Below are 18587 nucleotides of genomic sequence, written 5' to 3'. Positions count from 1 at the left end.
ATGATTACTCTAATACATCTGTATTTTGTGGCACAACGGTGACACCGTTGGCCGAAATTGTGAAGCCGCGTTGGCGGTCTAGCTCAGGATCTGCCCCTATAGTAACACCATCCGCGACACGAACATGTTTGTCTATAACACATTTATTCAAAACAACGTTTTTACCTATGTTGTTGTCGCCCATTAAAACCGATTCGTAAATTTCAGCACCTGAGCGTACTTTACAGTCATAACCCAATACGGAGTGATCTATAGTTGCACCGTATACTTCTGTGCCCGCTGAAATAGCACAATTTCGAATGACACTTTCTTTGCCATTTCGACATGCTCGAATCAGTGCCGGTGGAAGTGATGGGTGGTACGTTCTAAAAGGCCATTGGTTGTTAAATAAATCGAATTCTGGTTCTTTTGCCAATAATTCCATATTGGTTTGCCAATAACTGTCAATCGTACCAACATCGCGCCAATACATTTGATTACCAACGTCGTTAGGGATGACGTTACGGCTAAAGTCATAAACAAAAACTTCACCTTCATCACAAAGGTGCGGGATTATATCTTTTCCGAAATCGTGGTGGCTTTTTTGTTTTGCCGCATCGCGTTCTAATTCTGAATAAAGGGCTTTCGCAGCAAAAACATAATTACCCATACTGACTAATGCGAAATCGGGTTGGCCTGGGATGCACTTTGGTGACTCTGGTTTTTCTTCAAAGCTGACCATGTTCCAGTCTTCATCAATTTCTATTACGCCAAATTCTGAGGCTTCAGCGATGGGGACTTTTATACCAGCAACGGTGCATTTAGCGCCGCGTTTTTTATGCAGATCAACCATTTGCCGGATGTCCATTTTATAGATATGGTCGCTGCCGAAGACACAAACATGGTCTGGATTATGTTCTTGCACAAGTCGTAAATTTTGATAAATCGCATCGGCTGTGCCTTCATACCAACGTTTACCCATACGCATCTGCGCAGGAATAGGGTCAATAAAGCGGTCTGTAATCCCAGATACGTGCCAGGCTTGGCGTAAATGTATGTTCAGTGATTGGGATTTAAATTGGGTAAGAATAAATATTTTAAGAAAATCAGAGTTTACGAAATTGTTAAGCGCAAAGTCTATTAGCCGGTATTGTCCGGCAAAAGGTACTGCGGGTTTGCTGCGACTTCTAGTCAGCGGATATAGCCGAGTACCTTCACCACCAGCTAAAATCATAGATATAACACCTGGCATAATCTCTCCGTAAAATGCTTAAGTTATATTAATCGTGCGACTACTTTCTGCCGATCAATGAGTTCAGGAATGAACCTGCGTAAACGTAATCAACCACGACGTGAGTGGTATAATTACTCTAATTAATACTAGTGCCTGCGTGATAAATATTAAAGCGCTTATTATTACTTTTTACATCAACAGGTTTTAAGTAATGCTTAAAAACATCTGGGTAAGGTAAAAAGGCATTGGCGACCATCCAAAAATCGTACTTAGGTTGTAAAACTTTTTTACTATGCTGAATGAATTGCTCGGTAATATTGTAGTCGGTGTCTATACCCGTATGAAAGGGAGGATTGGTCACTATAAAGTCAAACTTATCGGCTTTCGCGATAAGCTGTGAAAGTCCATTTGAGGCTAATGCCTTTGCTTTTATGTTATTGTATTCAAAGGTTTTGTTGCTACTTGCGATGGCGAGTGCGTCTACGTCTACTGCCGTCATTGGCGTATCAAATCGTTTGCCTACAGCTGCACTAATCACGCCGCATCCACAGCCAAAATCTAAACCCTTGCCAGTTACAGAAGTGATTGTTTTGAGTAGCAGTTCAGTGCCATCATCTAGTCGATTAGCGCTAAAAGTGCCCGGAAGGGAGAATAAAGTAAGTGAAATAGTTTCACCTGTAACCTCGATATCAAGGGTTGTAGATGAATACCATTGTTCTATAGTTTTTGGACAAACGACGCCATTGGATGCTCCGATATACAACATACAGTGACGAGCAGAGTCAATTTTATTGGCTTTAATGACAAATGGTTTTAGCCCTTTATCACAGCTTTTAATGCCGCCTTTTTTCTCGCCAACGACGTAAATTAAACCGTTATCATTGAGCAATTTACTCGCCATTGAAAGGTAGTAGTCAAAACGATGTTTAGCTTTAGGGTAATAAATAACAATGGCGTCGAATCGCTGCTCGGTATCGAACCAAGCAGAAAAGGAAACATCAAAGTTGTGGAATTTTTTGGTTTGAAAAAACTGGTGGGTATCGAAAAATGGTGTAAAACCGTGCCATGTGATGTCTTGACGGACAGACGCAAAGTTTAATGGTGCATCGTCGGGCATCACATCGAGCAGTAAAATGTCACCCGCAGGAAACTGATCAATATTGCGTTCTAAAACTTGGTTCTCAGGTGACAAATTTGACATGTTAGCTCACACGCTTATACATAATATCCCAAACGCCATGCCCTAAACGGTGGCCACGTTGTTCAAATTTGGTAAGGGGTCTATGTTCCGGGCGTTCAACAAAAATGCTATGGGCATTTTCATCAGAGTTGATATCGCTGGCAATATTGATAAACCCTTCTTCTTGGTCCATCACCTCAATCATATGTTCTGCGTAGTTTTCCCAATCAGTTGCCATATGGAAAACACCACCTATTTTAAGCTTAGAACGTAAAGATTGCACAAATGCTGATTGCACAATTCGGCGTTTATGATGGCGAGTTTTGTGCCACGGATCTGGAAAAAACAGCTGAATTGTATCGATAGACTGATCAGCAATGCAGTCGCGTAAAATTTCCACCGCGTCGTGTTCGTATACTTTTAAGTTATCGACACCTGCTTCGTTTGCTGATGACAAACACGCACCGACACCAGGTAAATGAACCTCAATACCAACAAAGTTTTTATCCGGAGCGTTTTTAGCCATTTCAACGAGTGAAGCACCCATGCCAAAACCAATTTCTAATACAACAGGGTTGTTGTTGCCAAATACCTGCTCAAAGTTGACTAAACCTTGTGCGTGCTCCAAACCCATTGTAGACCAGTGTTGATCTAGTGCAGCTTGTTGCCCCTTAGTTAAACGACCTTCTCGCTTCACAAAGCTTTTAATGGTACGTATGTATTTACCTTCGGCTTTTGCTTGCTCAATGGTTTTGTGATCTTGCTCGGTCATTTGGACTAATCTCGTTTTTTGCCGTCGGAAAGGCCGTTATTATCGTATAGCAGCGATTTTCTCTCAAGGTTTTTTACTGGTTTGTCAGGTTACGTAGCTAAAGAACCTAAAAAGTCGACTTCCTATTGGCGCAATTTGATACCATTGGCAAAATATTCTTTTAAAATTGAATTATGAACGAAACAAATAAGCAACACGCCGCTTGGTTTGCAAAGCGAGCATTGTCATGGTTTGACCAACATGGCCGAAAACACTTACCTTGGCAGCAAGACGTTACGCCGTACAAAGTTTGGTTGTCAGAAGTTATGTTGCAACAAACCCAAGTCACTACGGTAATCCCATATTTTGAGCGATTTATTGCGCAGTTTCCAACGGTGGCTGATTTAGCCGCCGCGCCACAAGATGAGGTTTTGCATCTTTGGACTGGACTCGGTTATTACGCCAGAGCACGTAATTTACATAAGTCAGCTCAGATCATTACGGAGCAATATAACGGTCAGTTTCCTACTCAGTTTGACCAAGTACTCGCTTTGCCTGGCATTGGTAAGTCTACCGCCGGGGCAATTTTATCTCTGTCTCTTAACCAACATCACGCGATATTAGATGGCAACGTCAAGCGCGTCTTATCTCGTTTTATGGGCGTTACGCAGTGGCCTGGGACTAAATCCGTTGAAGATCAGCTATGGCTAGTGGCTGAGCAGTTTTCGCCAAAACAACGCATCGCGAATTATAATCAAGTGATGATGGATTTAGGGGCAACGTTATGTGTTCGAAGTAAACCTAAATGCAGTGAATGTCCAGTGAGTAAACATTGCGAAGCGTTCAACCAGAATATTGTCAGCGAGTGCCCGGGTAAAAAGCCTAAAAAAGACAAACCCATAAAATTTGCTCACCTGCTCATTTTAAAACATGAACAATCTGTATATTTATATCAACGACCAATGTCAGGGATTTGGGGGGGCTTATATAGTTTTCCCGAATTTGATTCCCTAGCGGAAATAGAAGCGCAACTACAAGACTGGCAAATAAACCCCGCTAAATACGATTTGTTAGCCGAAGAGCAGAACCTATTTCGCCATACATTTAGTCATTACCATTTGGATGTGCAACCCGTTCTTATTTCATTGTCGAGTAAACCTTCGATTGTTGCTGAGTCTGCGGATATTTGGTTTTCTTTGGATGATACAGACCAAGTTAATCAGAAGGTTGGATTGTCAGCGGTAGCCCAAAAGTTGCTGTTACTAGCGACTCAAAATAACTAATGTTTATTAATTTTCTAATCAGAGGTTCACTTGATTTGCGGTTTTGACAGTTGAGGCACTTTGCTCCAGCTTTTTATTCAGAACCGAATTTTAAAGCAGGAATAGGCTTCCAAAGAGCGAGTATAAAAGTGAAGGTTATTTGGTAATGACTGTGAAAAGGAATTGTTTCTCGTTTCAAAGGCTCAGTAGTTAAAGTCTACTTTGGAAAGCTATTCTTTCGCGATTAGTGAACTATTCAATATGGGAATTGGTATTACAATATAGGCTCAGTTACAATACCGAAATAAACTCTTTTATTTTAACCATGAGTGAGAATTTACATGGCCAGAACAGTATTTTGTGAATATCTAAAAAAAGATGCACCAGGATTAGACTTCCAATTGTACCCGGGTGAAGTCGGTACGCGAATTTTTAATAACATATCCAAAGAAGCTTGGGCCGAGTGGCAGAAGAAACAAGTAATGTTAATTAACGAACATAAGTTATCGATGATTAACCCAGAACATAGAGAGTTTTTAGAAACTTCAATGATTGGATTTTTGTTTGAAGGTAAAGATGTGACTGTTGAAGGTTACGTCCCTAAAAGCTAATGGTCATCAGGTTGCTAACATCATAAACAAAAGGGCAATGTAAATAACATCGCCCTTTTTTGTTGAGACCTATTTATCGCGGTTTAAAGTTAAATTGCTATATTGTAGTTATCTCTTACAAATACGATAACGTCATTAAACTGCTGTAAAATAAGCGTAAACAATTCTTCAATTTCCGCCATGTCAGCTGATTGGGCAATACTTTCTAATTTTAGTGTCGACTCATGCAATGTCATCGCACCGACACTTTTTGCCATCGATTTAAATTGGTGAGCAAAGTTTTTAACATTTTCACGTTCTTGTTGTTTTACAAATTCACTTATTTGGTCGATAAGCTCATTGCCTCTTACTTGGAACATGTTTAAATACTTTTTGTGGCGCTCAATATCATTACCTAAATAACTGATCAAAACAGCTTGTTGAATTGGCACAACCTCTTTTGGGTGATGCTCCGCAGAACGGGCGACCGATGTTTGTATTTCAATGGGAGCTTCGGGGTGAAGGTCTAGCCATTTTTTCATCACTACTTCTAAATCTGCTAGCTCAAGCGGTTTAGTTAAGTAACCATCCATACCTAGGTTGATACATTTTTGCTCTTCGCCTTTTAGGGCGTTAGCCGTAATAGCAACAACTCGGGTTATGCCATTTTCTTTAGGTTGATCAATGCCTTCTTTACGAATAGTTTTAATAACGTCGTACCCGCTCTTAATTGGCATGTGTAAGTCGGTCAACACCAGTGGATAATGATTTCTTCGCCACAGATTAATCGCTTCTTCACCGTCATTTGCTACTTCTACGGCATAACCGAGCATATTTAACTGTTCGGTGATGACCTGTTGGTTCATCGCATTGTCTTCGGCAAGTAACACCAATTTCCTATTTTTACGAGCTTCTTCTATCGACATCACATATTTAGCGACACGAGGGGTGTTTCTATTTTTTGGCATGCCAATGTTTTTGATCTTTTTGTTTTCCATGACTTCACCAATAGCCTCTAATAGGGCGGCTCGGCAAAGTGGCACGGCATGTAATACCCACACTCGATCTCTTGTTTTTTCCTGGAAGTTAATGGAGTTAGTTAGCATTAAGAATCGAACCTGCTGACACTTTTCAAATGTCATTAGCTGGTCAATAGTTTTTAATGCTTCATCATGAAATTCTGTTGCGTCGATGATCCAGATAGGCTGTTTGTCTAAGTCATAGCGATAATGATTTGCAACATGGATAAGGCTTTCGACGCTATTAACTAAGGTGTTTTTACTGCCAAAATATTTGCTGTATTCGTCAATTGCCGCCGTATGGAATCCATCAGGTGAATAACACACTAAATCAACTTTGGAAAAGTCGAGTTCAATTTCGGTTGTAGAACTTGGGTTAGTGCGTAGTGGCAAACTAACCGTAAACTCTGAGCCAACGTCAATTTCAGATTTAACGTGAATTTGTCCATACATTAAGTCAGCCAAGCGCTGACAAATTGTCAAGCCAAGTCCGGTGCCACCAAATTGACGTGTTACAGCTCCTTCAGCTTGATTAAATGGTTGAAATACATAATGAACCTGGCGCTCGGACATACCGCGGCCATTATCTATTACTCTTAATTTGACGTTGGTGAACTCTAAATTAGACTCTAAAATTTCCGCTCTAATTTGCACAATGCCGGTGTGCTCGCGGGTCGTTTGAGTAAACTTGATTGCGTTGCCAGCTAAGTTAAACAAGATCTGACGTATGCGTATTGGGTCGCCCATTAGGCCTTCATTGATTCTAGGGTCAACAAAGAGTCGTAACTCTACATTTTTCTGCTCAGCAACGGACATCAATGTTCTGCCAACCGCTTCTACAATACTATTAATCGACATTGGAATGTTTTCTACTTCGAGTTTTCCAGCTTCGATTTTTGAAAAGTCGAGGATGTCGTCAATTATTCTCAGCAATGAAAAGGCAGACTCTCGGATCGTATCTGATAATCGATACTGATTTTGATCCAAAGTGCTATTTCGTAACAAGTCGATGGAACCAATAATGCCGTTCATCGGGGTTCGAATTTCATGGCTCATGGTTGCTAAAAACGTCGATTTAGATTCATTCGCGGCTTCAGCTTCTTCCATCGCAATTCTTAATGCATGGGTTCGTTCAGCAATTTTACTTTCCATATCTTGGGCGAGTTGCTGATTCGATTTTTCCAATTCTTTATTAGCTTGCTCGGTGCGGGCGACATATTTAAACAACTTGTTTAAAGAGCCTGCGAGTTCAGAGAAGGCACCAAATTTTTTGACGGCTAAACGTTTTTCAAAGCTGTTTTTATTTACAATTAAATTGGTGTCTTTTAATAGAGGAACCGCATATTTAGAAACCGAAAGGTTTAGCATTGAGGCAATTATTCGGGTCAATATTATGGACGCGATTAGAGCGACCAACAAAACAATAAACCAAGACCGCACATCGGCTTTCTTCTTTTGCATTGCTGCGATTATAAGTCCCGCGTCTTGATTATCGACTTTAATAATGCGTCTTATCTCAACCCAGTTGTTTAAATCGGTTTCGTGATTTGCCAATATTGGTGTTGGCATATAACCATCAAATGCACCAGTTTTAGCATGTAAAACGAGCTTGCCGGCGGACATTCTATATAAGAAAAAAGCTTTATTTTTAGCCCCACCGTGTACCGCATTAATGTAGTTTTGAGCCGCTGCAGCTTTATTTGAGCTTAGATAGTCAAGAGGCAAGCCTTTAACTGCGGATGCAAGATGACTCTGTAACTCCGATTTATAGTTTTGAGGCTCGTGCCATTGTTGAAGGGTTTTGAGTCCTCCTAATGCGGCAAGTACGACAAAACATACAAAAATCGTAATCCAAATTGTAAAAAGCTGCGCGGGCTTTAAAAATGGCACTTTCTTAGCTTCGATATCCATAAATTCGCTTTAGTCTATTATTTTTAAGATTATTTGACGTTGATGTAATACAGTATCGTTTGCTTATTTCGACAATTCAATCTAAAACTTAAACTAGTATGTGTGGTTTGGTACAGGATGTATGGAAAATTTAGAATTATTAAATAATATTACCGCAGTTGACGACGACCCATTCTTTTTACAATTTATCGAAGACAAGTTCGGTGAAATTGGAATTGAGTCAATTGGACAGTACGCTTGTCCGCAACAAGGACTAGATTATCTTTGCCGGGGTTCTAGTATAAATGACATCGTTTTGGTTGATTTACAGATGCCAAAAATTGATGGAATCGCATTTTTAAAATTTTTGGGTGACATGCGGTACCAAGGTCAAGTGATTGTGATTTCGGGATTTGAGTCAAAAGTTCTGCAAATGGCTGAATCTATAGCAAAACAGCATGATCTCGCGATACTGGGTCAACTCACCAAGCCATTCTCCACGACACAATTGGTTGGTCTTGTCGATAAGGCTACCGCGAGGATCATGTCTAATAAGGCGGTTGGCAATCCATTAGCCGAAGCCGTTTTTGATGCCGAGACATTTGAAATATCAAAAGAAACTTTTTATCCGGTTATTCAACCCAAGGTCGAAATGGGCAATGAGCATATAGTCGGGTACGAAATATTGTCTCGCTTAAAATCCTTTGACGGCACTATTATTTACCCAAATCAGTTTATTCATTTGTTTGAGAATAACGGTAGGATCACCGAATTTAACAAAGTTCTTTTTGATTGCTCATTTGAGAAAATGGCGGATTATAAAGACGTTAATTTTTCAATTAATTTGTCGATGAAAGATTTAACGTCTCACGAGTTTGTCAACGAGATAGACGGGTTACTAAAAAAATATGGCCTAGAACCTAATAGGTTGACCATAGAATTAACGGAATCGTGCATTGTCGATAATTTGCTGATTGCACAGGAAATCACCACGCGATTACGTTTACTAGGGTGCTCTGTTTCTATCGATGACTACGGTACGGGTTATTCAACGATGAAGCAACTGACCGAATTTCCATTTCAAGAGTTAAAAGTCGATAGACAATATATTGCTGATTGCCACATAAATACCGAAAACCAAGCTATTATAAAGAGCGTTGTTGAAATGGCTCACGCTTTAGGTATGACAGTTATTGCTGAGGGCGTCGAAACCAAACAAGAATTAGCTTTTGTTAAAGAAGCGGGAATTGAAGTTGTACAAGGATATTATTACTCAAAACCGTATGTTTGGGCTTAAAACTGCTCGAATAGGCTAAAAACTACACATTTGGTAAAACTATTGCAAAAAATAGTTGACTTAAAAAGCCAAAATCCGTTTAATACACGCCCGCAACAAGGACAGCCTTGTTACGGGAAAAAAGCACAGTATGTGCCTCGATAGCTCAGTCGGTAGAGCAGGGGATTGAAAATCCCCGTGTCCCTGGTTCGATTCCGGGTCGAGGCACCATCTTTCACCAAAAAGATGGTCATTCATACAGTCTCTTTTAGAGAGTACTCTTTGAGTATCCAGTGTGCCGACTTAGCTCAGTTGGTAGAGCAACTGACTTGTAATCAGTAGGTCGCCAGTTCGACTCCGGCAGTCGGCACCATTTCTCTAAAATTGCACCTCCTAAGTGCCTCGATAGCTCAGTCGGTAGAGCAGGGGATTGAAAATCCCCGTGTCCCTGGTTCGATTCCGGGTCGAGGCACCATTTTTATCCTAATAAAAATCTCCCAAATCCTTTATATCCAGCAGTATTCGCACGTTTTATCGAATTGGGTTGATTCTGTCTTTTTCTTTATTTCTACAAAATCAATTGGGTCTTAAATTCGCTTTCAATCCCGCAGTATATGCAGCCCGAACTCGCGAACAGAAGGTAAAAAGCATTAATAGGTTGCAGGTTAGTGGTGGAGTAAAAAACTGTGAAGGGTATGAGCACCACAAACATCCTTGGCTTGTGTAACCCTCCCATAAAATCAGAATGTTGAAACTCTTGGATTTCATGCATATCTAGTAACTAATAGAAAGTATATTGACTAATTGAAAATCCCCGTGTCCCTAGTTCGATTCCGGGTCGAGGCACCATTTTTCTTCTAATAAAAATCACCCCACTTATCCAATTAAACTTAATAAGTAGCCTTTTTGAGAAGTTTTTGTGCGCGCTAAATAGCGGGTTGTCAAAATATAGCCCGAACATCTCACGATACTCGAGCCGCTTATGTGCTTCGAGCTTTCTGAGTTAATCTCTTTGTCATTTCCAGCCTTACATATTAATAGACACCTAACTACGTTAAAATGACCACCTTGTTAGCCTTCTTTATGTTGGCAATTTAACGCTTTGCTTTCGACCAATAGTGATCTCTATAAATGCATATTGATAAACAAGAGCTGATCCAATCTCTGATCGCTGAGTTGCAACAGTCTCTTTTAAATGCCGTACAAGCAGCGAAAGATGCCCATGATCTTGCGACGCATGACCAAAGTAAAGCCGAGACCCAATACGACACCGTTGCCATCGAGGCGGCTTATTTAGCTGAGGGGCAATCTAAACGTGTTGAGGGTTTTAAACAGGCCATTGCAGATTGGAAAATGTTGAAAGAAAAATCTCTAAACGGTGAAGCTGTTGTTAACGTCGGCTCATTAGTTTGTGTCGAAAATGAGCAGGAACAGGTTTTATATTATCTACTGGGCAATGAGGCTGGTGGCTTAAAATTGCAATTTGACGATAAATGCGTGACGGTCATCTCTGTACTATCTCCAATCGGTAAGGCATTGCTCGGCAAAGAAATTGACGATGAAGTGCAATTTAAAGTGGGTAATGAAACGCGGCTGATTGCTATTTTAGAGATCCATTAAATTGTAATTTTGTTTTGATAAAAGTACTTATTTCGCATGATGCTCCGCGCTTGCTTTAAACACCATTTCATTTATTTCCTGATAGGGATTAGCACCGCTAGTGCGTTATTTTCCGCTGCTTATCTTTTATTACAATTAAATTAATGCGGTTTTTGCTACATCATTTGTTTTAATCATAACGAGAAAAACCAAGTACATTTATCGGAGCATACTAAATGAAATTCGCCTTCTTAAAAAGGAGCTTATTTGCTTTTTTATTCTTAATTCCTGGGTTAAGCCAAGCTGAAACTTATGATTTTGACTACGAATATGTAGGCAAGGTATTGGAGAAAAAAGATACCCATATATGGGGAGCATCACCTATTATAGGTCCAGACGGCAAAGTGCATTTATTTGTTGCCCAATGGCCAACTAAAACCCAAAAAAATTTTAGCGGTTGGTTTAAAGATAGCGAAATAGGCCATTATGTCGCCGATAAACCAGAAGGCCCGTTTACCTATCTTGGTAAAGCGGTTGCCGATTTGGACACCGGTTTTAATGCCCCGCACAACCCTACAATTAAATACTTAGATGGAAAGTATGTACTTACTTTTATAGTGAACTCTAACAACCAGTTAAAAACACAACGAATTATTATGTTTGTCGCCGATGACTTAAAGGGTAACTGGCGACCGGCTAAAAGTGCTGAGGCTGACGGTACCATTTTACGTAAATCTACTGACAAAACTGCTTGGAATTACCACGCAAGACTGGGTGTTTCTAATCCAAGCCTGATTAAAAAAGATGGTAAATATCTGTTGTATTTAAAATCTGTAATTCAGAAAAATCCAAAGAAAAAAAGAGGCGCGTTCACTTACGGTATAGCAAGTTCTGATAATTTAGAAGGACCATACACTTATCACAAAAGTGCAACAACCCGTGCAGGCATTGAAGATGCTTATGCGTTTGAGTACAAAGACAGTGTCTATTTGCTGAGTCGCGATTTTGGTAACTTAAAAGGCGATCACGGTGGTGGTTTACTTTGGCGCTCAGATGACGGCATGTTTTTCCCAGAGGAAAAAATTACACGCTCTTTTGAAGCATTGGAGCACTATGTTGGCAAAGCGGCGCTCAAAGACTCTATTGTCTATCGCGGTAAAATAAATGGTCGTTTAGAACGCCCACAAATCTTATTTATCGATGGCAAACCGGCTTATGTTTATATGGCCACAGGCATAAATGAAACTCCAGAACATGGCAGTGCTTCGCATTTATTTAAGATCATTCCTAAAAAAGTAGACTAACGTGTCTAACTTATCATTGTAGATAACTAAAGGGGCCAACATATTGTTAGCCCCCTTAATTTTTTGGCTCGAATCAAAGTGCAGCATGTGTTACGTATATTAGGCACCCACAATCTCCCGTCAAAAATATAAATAATTCAATGTCTTATTATTGCTGATATTAAAAATACGGTTTTTTGATGTTCCGCTTGTTTACTAATAATAAAATAAGAACCATCCCAAGGAACAATAATGAAGTTAGAAATGTTGGATACAACGGTATTCATTGCATATGTATTAGGTCTGCTAATGCTAGCGCTGTGGATTTCACGTGAAGATAAACAAGGCGGTAAAAATACCGAAGATTATTTTTTAGCGAGTAAGTCTTTACCATGGTGGGCAATTGGCGCATCACTCATAGCCTCTAACATATCAGCAGAACAAATTATCGGTATGTCTGGTTCAGGATATGCGGTTGGTATCGCAATAGCATCGTATGAATGGATGGCGGCCATTACCCTAATTATTGTAGGTAAATACATGTTGCCTATTTTCCTGAAAAACAATATCTACACTATGCCACAGTATTTAGAGCAACGTTTTGATAGCAAAGTGAAAACGACGTTAGCGCTATTTTGGTTAGCAGTTTATGTATTTGTTAACTTAACCGCGGTACTTTGGTTAGGCGGATTAGCGATTGAAACGGTAGCAGGCGTAGATTGGATGTATGGCATGATCTTCCTTGCAGTATTCTCTATTGCTTATTCGTTATATGGCGGTTTAAAAGCGGTTGCTTATACCGACATTTTACAGGTTGTATTGTTAGTCTTTGGTGGTTTGTTACTAAGTTACTTAGCGCTAGACGCGGTTTCTGATGGTCAAGGCTTTATCGCTGGGTTTAGTGTTTTAACTGAACATGCTCCTGCTCATTTTGACATGATCTTATCCCCTGAAAATGAACATTATATGAGCCTACCAGGTATATCGGTATTAGTTGGTGGTATGTGGATAATGAACTTCAGCTACTGGGGTTTCAATCAATATATTATTCAACGAGCTTTAGCGGCTAAAGATGTAAAAGAAGCCCAAAAAGGCATCGCGTTTGCTGCTTTCCTTAAATTACTAATGCCGTTGATTGTTGTTGTACCTGGTATCGCTGCAGTTATTCTATATCCTCAATTAAGCGCACCTGACCAAGCTTATCCTTCGATGATGTCATTAATGCCAGTCGGTATTAAAGGTTTAGTATTTGCGGCATTAGTTGCGGCAATTGTGTCGTCATTAGCATCAATGACTAACAGTATTTCAACAATATTCACTATGGATATTTACGCTAAAATAAAACAAGGGAAGTCGCAACGTCATTATGTACAAGTTGGCCGTGTTGCAGCGTTAGCATCACTAACAATCGCGCTATTTGTCGCTGAACCATTACTTGGTAAGTTTGACCAAGCATTCCAGTATATCCAAGAATTCACGGGCTTCTTTACGCCGGGTATTGTTGTGATATTTGTTATGGGTATGTTCTGGTCTAAAGCGACATCTGCCGGTGCATTAGCTGCTGCATTAGGTTCAGCCGGGTTCTCATTACTACTTAAAGTTTACTGGCCTGAACTGCCGTTTATGGACCGTGTAGGCGTTGTCTTCTTATTATGTTTGGCATTATGCGTCATCGTTTCGCTTGCAGGTAAAGCTGAATCAAGTAATGAAAGTGTTGATTTAAGTGAAGTCAGTTTTGAAACGACCAAAGGATTTAATATTGCTACGGTTGTTGTTGTAATCATTCTAATCGCCCTTTACACCACATGGTGGTAGTCAAAGTCTAGTACCTTTATAGAGCAGTATTTTTATTGCAAGGTACTTTTAGAATAATACTGAAAAAGGCTGCTAATGAATATTAGCAGCCTTTTTTAATTTAGATTTTCCGAATTAACATGAGCGTACTTAGATGGATCAAAAACGAATTAAGGTTATGGCAACATTAACAATGGCTCTGGTAATGAGTTTACTCGTTGCGTGCAATACATCCCCTATTAAAACAGACAATACAGAAAAGGCTGAGGTGTTACCTTCTAACCCTATCTTAAAAAAAGGCGAAGCGGGTTTTTTGTATGTAGCTGACCCTGCCGCTGAAGTATTTGACGGCAAAGTCTATGTTTACGCATCTCATGACCAACCTGATGCAAAAAGTTTTAATAGCATGCAAGATTATTTAGTTTTGGAATCATCGGACTTAAAAACCTGGATAAATCACGGCGTAGTGCTCAAACCTAGGCAGTATAGCTGGGCATCGGGCCAAATGAATGCACCTGATGTTGCCTATAAAGATGGTTGGTATTATTTCTACTTTCCATATGAAAAAACACATGTTGGCGTCGCTAAAAGCCGAACGCCCATCGGACCTTGGGAAGAAGCTGTCACTGACAAGATAACCTCTATTTTTGACCCAACCGTATTTGTTGATGACGACGGCCAAGCCTATATTTATGGCAATGATCATAAAGTGGATATCGGTGCTCCCGGTTGGCATGTCATGGGCGCGAAACTCAAATCGAACATGACAGAGTTAGATGGACCATGGGTCAGACTATCGAAAGAGCAGGTAAACGAAGCTGTGACAGTGTTTAAACGAGAAGGTAAGTACTACTTTTTAGCGCGCCGCGGAGCTAGAACTGAATATTTTATGTCAGATTCGCCACTGCCTTCATCATATGCAACTCACATGGGGCCAATGACACCGGATCAAACAGATTCTCCAGCGCATACTTCTGCAATTGAATTCGAGAACCAATGGTACTTATTTTACCATCGGAGTGATGTTAATGACGGGACCTTTTTCCGACGCTCTGCAAGTTTTGAGCGTATGGATTTTAATGAAGATGGCAGCATTAAAATGGTTCAATTTTCTCCTGAAATTAGCGCATCCAAAGTTCCTGGCTCCCGCAAATTAAAACCACCAAAAGCAGTAAATTAGCATGACCTACTTTATTATCGAGTAATAATAGAGCGCAATTAATGACACTTTAATCGTAATTCGAGGGCGCTGAACACAAAATATGTGCGCTCTTATTTACAAACTATGAACGTATTAATGACCTTCGTGCTCTTTTTGTCATGTTTGCAATCAGCATATTTTCCTAAATTATTACCTTATCTACCTGAAATTTAGTTCCATTTCACCACGTCTCGACATTGTTTTATATCCGCCAACCTCACAACAATATTCGAAATATTAACGAATATTTACGGTTTTCGTATTTTCTATTGTTTAAATTTTAGGCCGGAGTAAGGGCATGCGGTTTTACCACCTATGGTTGAAATTGATTTCGTTAATTCGTTGGTATTTTGCGAGTGACGATCGTCGTTTATTTAGGAAGGTTGAATGTTCACGTATTAACCGAGGTGTATTAACAATAAAGATGAAAGAAACGGTAGTGGAATGAATTTACTGCCAAAAGTCGACAGGTAATTTGAAAAATATAATAAAAATAAAAGGTATTACTATGAGTAATCATCAACAAATTAAAAACGGAATAAATCAGTACCGAGGAAAGCGGAAGATTCGTGTTTCTAAAGCACAAGTCTCATACGCGTCGTATTTCAAATCATTACATCTCATGCTTGTTATGTGTCTAGGCCTATTTGCTGGCGCTTCCCAAGCAGCGGAAACCATTCCACCTGGTGCTAACTGGAGTTTATGTTCTAGCGCGTTAGAAACCTGCGAATTTGACGGAAGCAAAGAAGTTGCTTTTGGGGTCAATGGCGCTTTTGCTTATCAATATCATACTGATGGCGTGTATTGCGCGCCTTCGGTTTTTGGCGACCCTTTGCCAGGAAAAAGAAAGTACTGTTGGACACGTAAAGATACATCACATTTAACACCGCCAGAGGGGGCCGGCTGGATTTTTTGCATAGGTGAACGTAATACCTGTCCATTTGAAGGCACATATGAAGTCGCTTTTGGTCGTGATGGGTTATTTGCATTTCAAACCCATGAAGATGGCGCGAGCTGTACAAATGCGGTATTCGGTGACGCTGCACCGGGTAAATACAAGCACTGCTGGATTAGACAACCGGTTACTGAAGAACCAGTTGCGCCAGAGGGCGAAGAATGGACATATTGCGGTTCAGAAGGTGATACATGTTACTTAACTGACTATCATGAAGTCGCTTATGGCAGAGAAGGCGCTTTCTTTTATAAAACGGTATATGAAGATGTCTCTTGCTCAAATAGCGTATTTGGTGACCCAGCGTCAGGTAGAAGTAAATTTTGTTGGTCGCGCCCGGTTGAAGTTGAAAACAGTATTACGATTGACTTAACTGATCCTCAACAAGAAATTACCTTGATGGGCTCAGATATGGAGCGCTCGCAATTCTTCCTAAATAATGCCAGTAATTCGCAACAAATTTCAGATTGGGTATTCAAAGACATTAAATTCGACTATTCACGAGTGTCTTACGACCGTAAGCAAGAATTAGTTGAAGGTGCACCAAATTTGGCTTTTTACAATAGAGCCGTTTTATCAATGAAAATGGCGAGACAATCTAATCCAAACCTTAAGTTTTGGGCGACATTAAAATCTGATTATGACGGGTATGGCACAACCAATAATCTACCAGACTGGATTTATACCGGCGGTGGACACAATGGCGGTAGTTACGAACCAAGCAAACTTAACATTCAAAAGTACGCACGATTTTTAGCTGATTATCTCAAGTACATGAGTGATAACGACGTTGCAATTAGTGTAATGAGCGTGGTTAAAGAGTGGTCTCAGGTGGTTTCAGCAACAAACGAAGTTGCCGTGATACAAGAAATTAAACGTCTATTAACAACAAGTGACTACGCTGGCGTGCCTGAACCAGAGTTTTCAGGACCATCAACTTGGGGCACTAAGCAAGCGATCTCTATTTTAAACAGCTACAAAAATCAAAATGCGCTTGGTTTGTTTAAAGGAATTTCAACTCATAGTTATGACAACGCGACGGAAGCAACATGGACCACTCTTATTAATAACGCCAATGAATTGGGTTTGTCTGTTTGGCACACTGAGACGGGTCTAGGAACTGGCCCTACTTATGGTGTCGAGTTGGACATGGATTTTCCAATTGGTCGAATGTCTAGCCGAGCTATGTTTTATCGTTCAGGTATGGAAGGTGAATTGTTTTTTGAACCGTGGTCACGCGGTATCGGGCGTGAAACACGCGCTATTTATTTCGCGAACAAAGGTGAAGGTGAGCGTATGCGTGCTTACTACATCATGAAAATGTTTGGTAACCATGCCCCAGCTGGTGCGCATTATATTCCAACCCAAAAAACAGGTTTAGCCAATGTTGAAACCATGGCGTTTCGCGATGGCAATAAATTAATCCTTTGGGTTATGAATAGCAATGAAGCTGAGCACTTAGATACAACGCTTAATATTAATGGCGAAGAACTTGGTGATGCGACTATTGAACGTGTTGCTTGGTTTGAAGGGACATCGGCAGAAGGTGAGCAGATGTCACTTACTAAAATGACTGAAACAAGTGCAGAAACCGAGATAAATGCAAAATCGGTTGTTGCTTATGTCATCACGTTCCCAGAACCACAAATTGCTGGTGATATTAACAACGATGGCGAAATTAACCGCGGTGACATTACGGCATTTATGGCTGTCTATGGTTTAAGAAGTAGCGACGAGGGTTATTTGCCCGCTGCTGACTTCGATAACGATGGTGTCATTTCACGCTTAGATTATGGTCAGCTTTACGCTATTTACCGTCAACAATAATCAATCAACTTGCCGCCACTAACTCTTTATGTGGCGGCATTTTAAAACAATAATAAATAGGTAACTTTTAATGAAAACACTAATATCACTAAAAAACTCGATGAAGACATGTTTGGTCTCACTCTTTTTGATTTTATCTACAAGTGCACAAGCTGGCATTATCTATGAAATTTCATCTACAGATATCAAAGTAGGTGATGATTTTACTATCGACGTTGTATTTGATAATGCAACGCAGCAAACGTTAGAAGGTTTCGCTTTTGATATTAATGATGAAGCATTACAAACTGTCGATTATTTAGGTGACAGTCTATTTAATTTAGACTTTATGTCATTTCCTGGCGGCGCAGATATCGATCAGTTTGTCGTTTCTTTTGACCCAATTAACAGTGCTCAAGTGACATTAGCAACGCTTAATTTTACTGCTCATACAGCCGGTTCAGATACCCTAACGTTATTGGGTAACGATGGCATGTTTACAGGCATATTCTTGGCTAATTTTGGGTATGAAGCCGTTGATAGCAGCGTTACATTTAGTGTAACTGACGTACCTGAGCCTTCAGCATTTGCATTTCTAATCTGCTCGCTTGTGTTATTGGTCGGTAAACGTCGCGCTTCTAGTAAGTAATCTAAGTAGAAGCTTTGAATCACTGACGTTTATTCAGTTGGCCTAGCTTCTACAAATTTAAAAATAGTCATTTATCAGCTTCAAAATCAGATTGTTTCTACCCGTGCAATGTTCGGTTTTTA

General features: G+C 40.1%; 13 protein-coding genes and 3 tRNA genes. 12 read left to right on the top strand and 4 right to left on the bottom strand.

Annotation, left to right across the window (positions count from 1 at the left end):
• Positions 1–4 precede the first annotated feature (4 nt).
• The 3 genes from glgC to trmB form a co-directional block, all read right to left on the bottom strand.
• Positions 5–1231, bottom strand: a complete 1227-nt coding sequence (gene glgC / locus KO525_RS13040) for a glucose-1-phosphate adenylyltransferase (RefSeq protein WP_215964262.1) — start codon at positions 1229–1231, stop codon at positions 5–7.
• A 118-nt stretch (positions 1232–1349) separates the two neighbouring features.
• Positions 1350–2414, bottom strand: a complete 1065-nt coding sequence (locus tag KO525_RS13035; protein ID WP_215964261.1) for a methyltransferase — start codon at positions 2412–2414, stop codon at positions 1350–1352.
• A 1-nt stretch (position 2415) separates the two neighbouring features.
• Positions 2416–3165, bottom strand: coding sequence for a tRNA (guanosine(46)-N7)-methyltransferase TrmB (gene trmB / locus KO525_RS13030; protein ID WP_215964260.1), 750 nt, complete (start codon positions 3163–3165; stop codon positions 2416–2418).
• 173 nt (positions 3166–3338) lie between these two features.
• Here trmB and mutY point away from each other — a divergent pair, with 173 nt between their 5' ends.
• Together mutY and KO525_RS13020 are read left to right on the top strand one after the other, a co-directional pair.
• Complete coding sequence (gene mutY / locus KO525_RS13025; protein WP_215964259.1) at positions 3339–4427, top strand: A/G-specific adenine glycosylase; 1089 nt, start codon at positions 3339–3341, stop codon at positions 4425–4427.
• Positions 4428–4747: 320 nt separating this feature from the next.
• A complete protein-coding gene (locus tag KO525_RS13020) occupies positions 4748–5017 on the top strand; it encodes an oxidative damage protection protein (RefSeq protein WP_215964258.1) in 270 nt (89 codons plus the stop codon).
• An 89-nt stretch (positions 5018–5106) separates the two neighbouring features.
• Here the strand turns inward: KO525_RS13020 and KO525_RS13015 are convergent, their stop codons facing one another.
• Entirely contained in the window at positions 5107–7926 is a 2820-nt protein-coding gene (locus tag KO525_RS13015) for a hybrid sensor histidine kinase/response regulator (RefSeq protein WP_215964257.1), read from the bottom strand.
• 121 nt (positions 7927–8047) lie between these two features.
• Between KO525_RS13015 and KO525_RS13010 the strand changes: the two genes are divergently transcribed.
• From KO525_RS13010 to KO525_RS12965, 10 genes are all read left to right on the top strand, one after another.
• A complete protein-coding gene (locus tag KO525_RS13010) occupies positions 8048–9202 on the top strand; it encodes an EAL domain-containing protein (RefSeq protein WP_215964256.1) in 1155 nt (384 codons plus the stop codon).
• Between the two features lie 134 nt (positions 9203–9336).
• Positions 9337–9412: transfer RNA gene (locus KO525_RS13005), tRNA-Phe, on the top strand.
• A gap of 66 nt (positions 9413–9478) precedes the next feature.
• A tRNA-Thr gene (locus tag KO525_RS13000) sits at positions 9479–9554 on the top strand.
• 26 nt (positions 9555–9580) lie between these two features.
• A tRNA-Phe gene (locus KO525_RS12995) sits at positions 9581–9656 on the top strand.
• Positions 9657–10312: 656 nt separating this feature from the next.
• Positions 10313–10801: a GreA/GreB family elongation factor gene (locus KO525_RS12990; RefSeq protein WP_215964255.1), complete on the top strand. Its 489-nt coding sequence runs from the start codon at positions 10313–10315 to the stop codon at positions 10799–10801.
• A gap of 215 nt (positions 10802–11016) precedes the next feature.
• Positions 11017–12084: a glycoside hydrolase family protein gene (locus tag KO525_RS12985; protein ID WP_215964254.1), complete on the top strand. Its 1068-nt coding sequence runs from the start codon at positions 11017–11019 to the stop codon at positions 12082–12084.
• A gap of 231 nt (positions 12085–12315) precedes the next feature.
• Positions 12316–13878: a sodium/sugar symporter gene (locus tag KO525_RS12980; RefSeq protein ID WP_215964253.1), complete on the top strand. Its 1563-nt coding sequence runs from the start codon at positions 12316–12318 to the stop codon at positions 13876–13878.
• 133 nt (positions 13879–14011) lie between these two features.
• On the top strand, positions 14012–15037 hold the full coding sequence (locus KO525_RS12975; protein ID WP_215964252.1) for a family 43 glycosylhydrolase: 1026 nt from the start codon (positions 14012–14014) through the stop codon (positions 15035–15037).
• Between the two features lie 529 nt (positions 15038–15566).
• Positions 15567–17837: a dockerin type I domain-containing protein gene (locus tag KO525_RS12970; protein WP_215964251.1), complete on the top strand. Its 2271-nt coding sequence runs from the start codon at positions 15567–15569 to the stop codon at positions 17835–17837.
• Positions 17838–17907: 70 nt separating this feature from the next.
• Positions 17908–18465 (top strand): hypothetical protein, encoded by a 558-nt coding sequence (locus tag KO525_RS12965; RefSeq protein ID WP_215964250.1) that lies wholly within the window; start codon positions 17908–17910, stop codon positions 18463–18465.
• Positions 18466–18587: the final 122 nt, after the last annotated feature.

The organism is Psychrosphaera sp. B3R10, assembly GCF_018861025.1.
GTDB classification, from domain to species: domain Bacteria; phylum Pseudomonadota; class Gammaproteobacteria; order Enterobacterales; family Alteromonadaceae; genus Psychrosphaera; species Psychrosphaera algicola.
The sequence above is the reverse complement of the archived record's forward strand: the minus strand, read 5'-3'. Positions and strand labels throughout refer to the sequence as shown.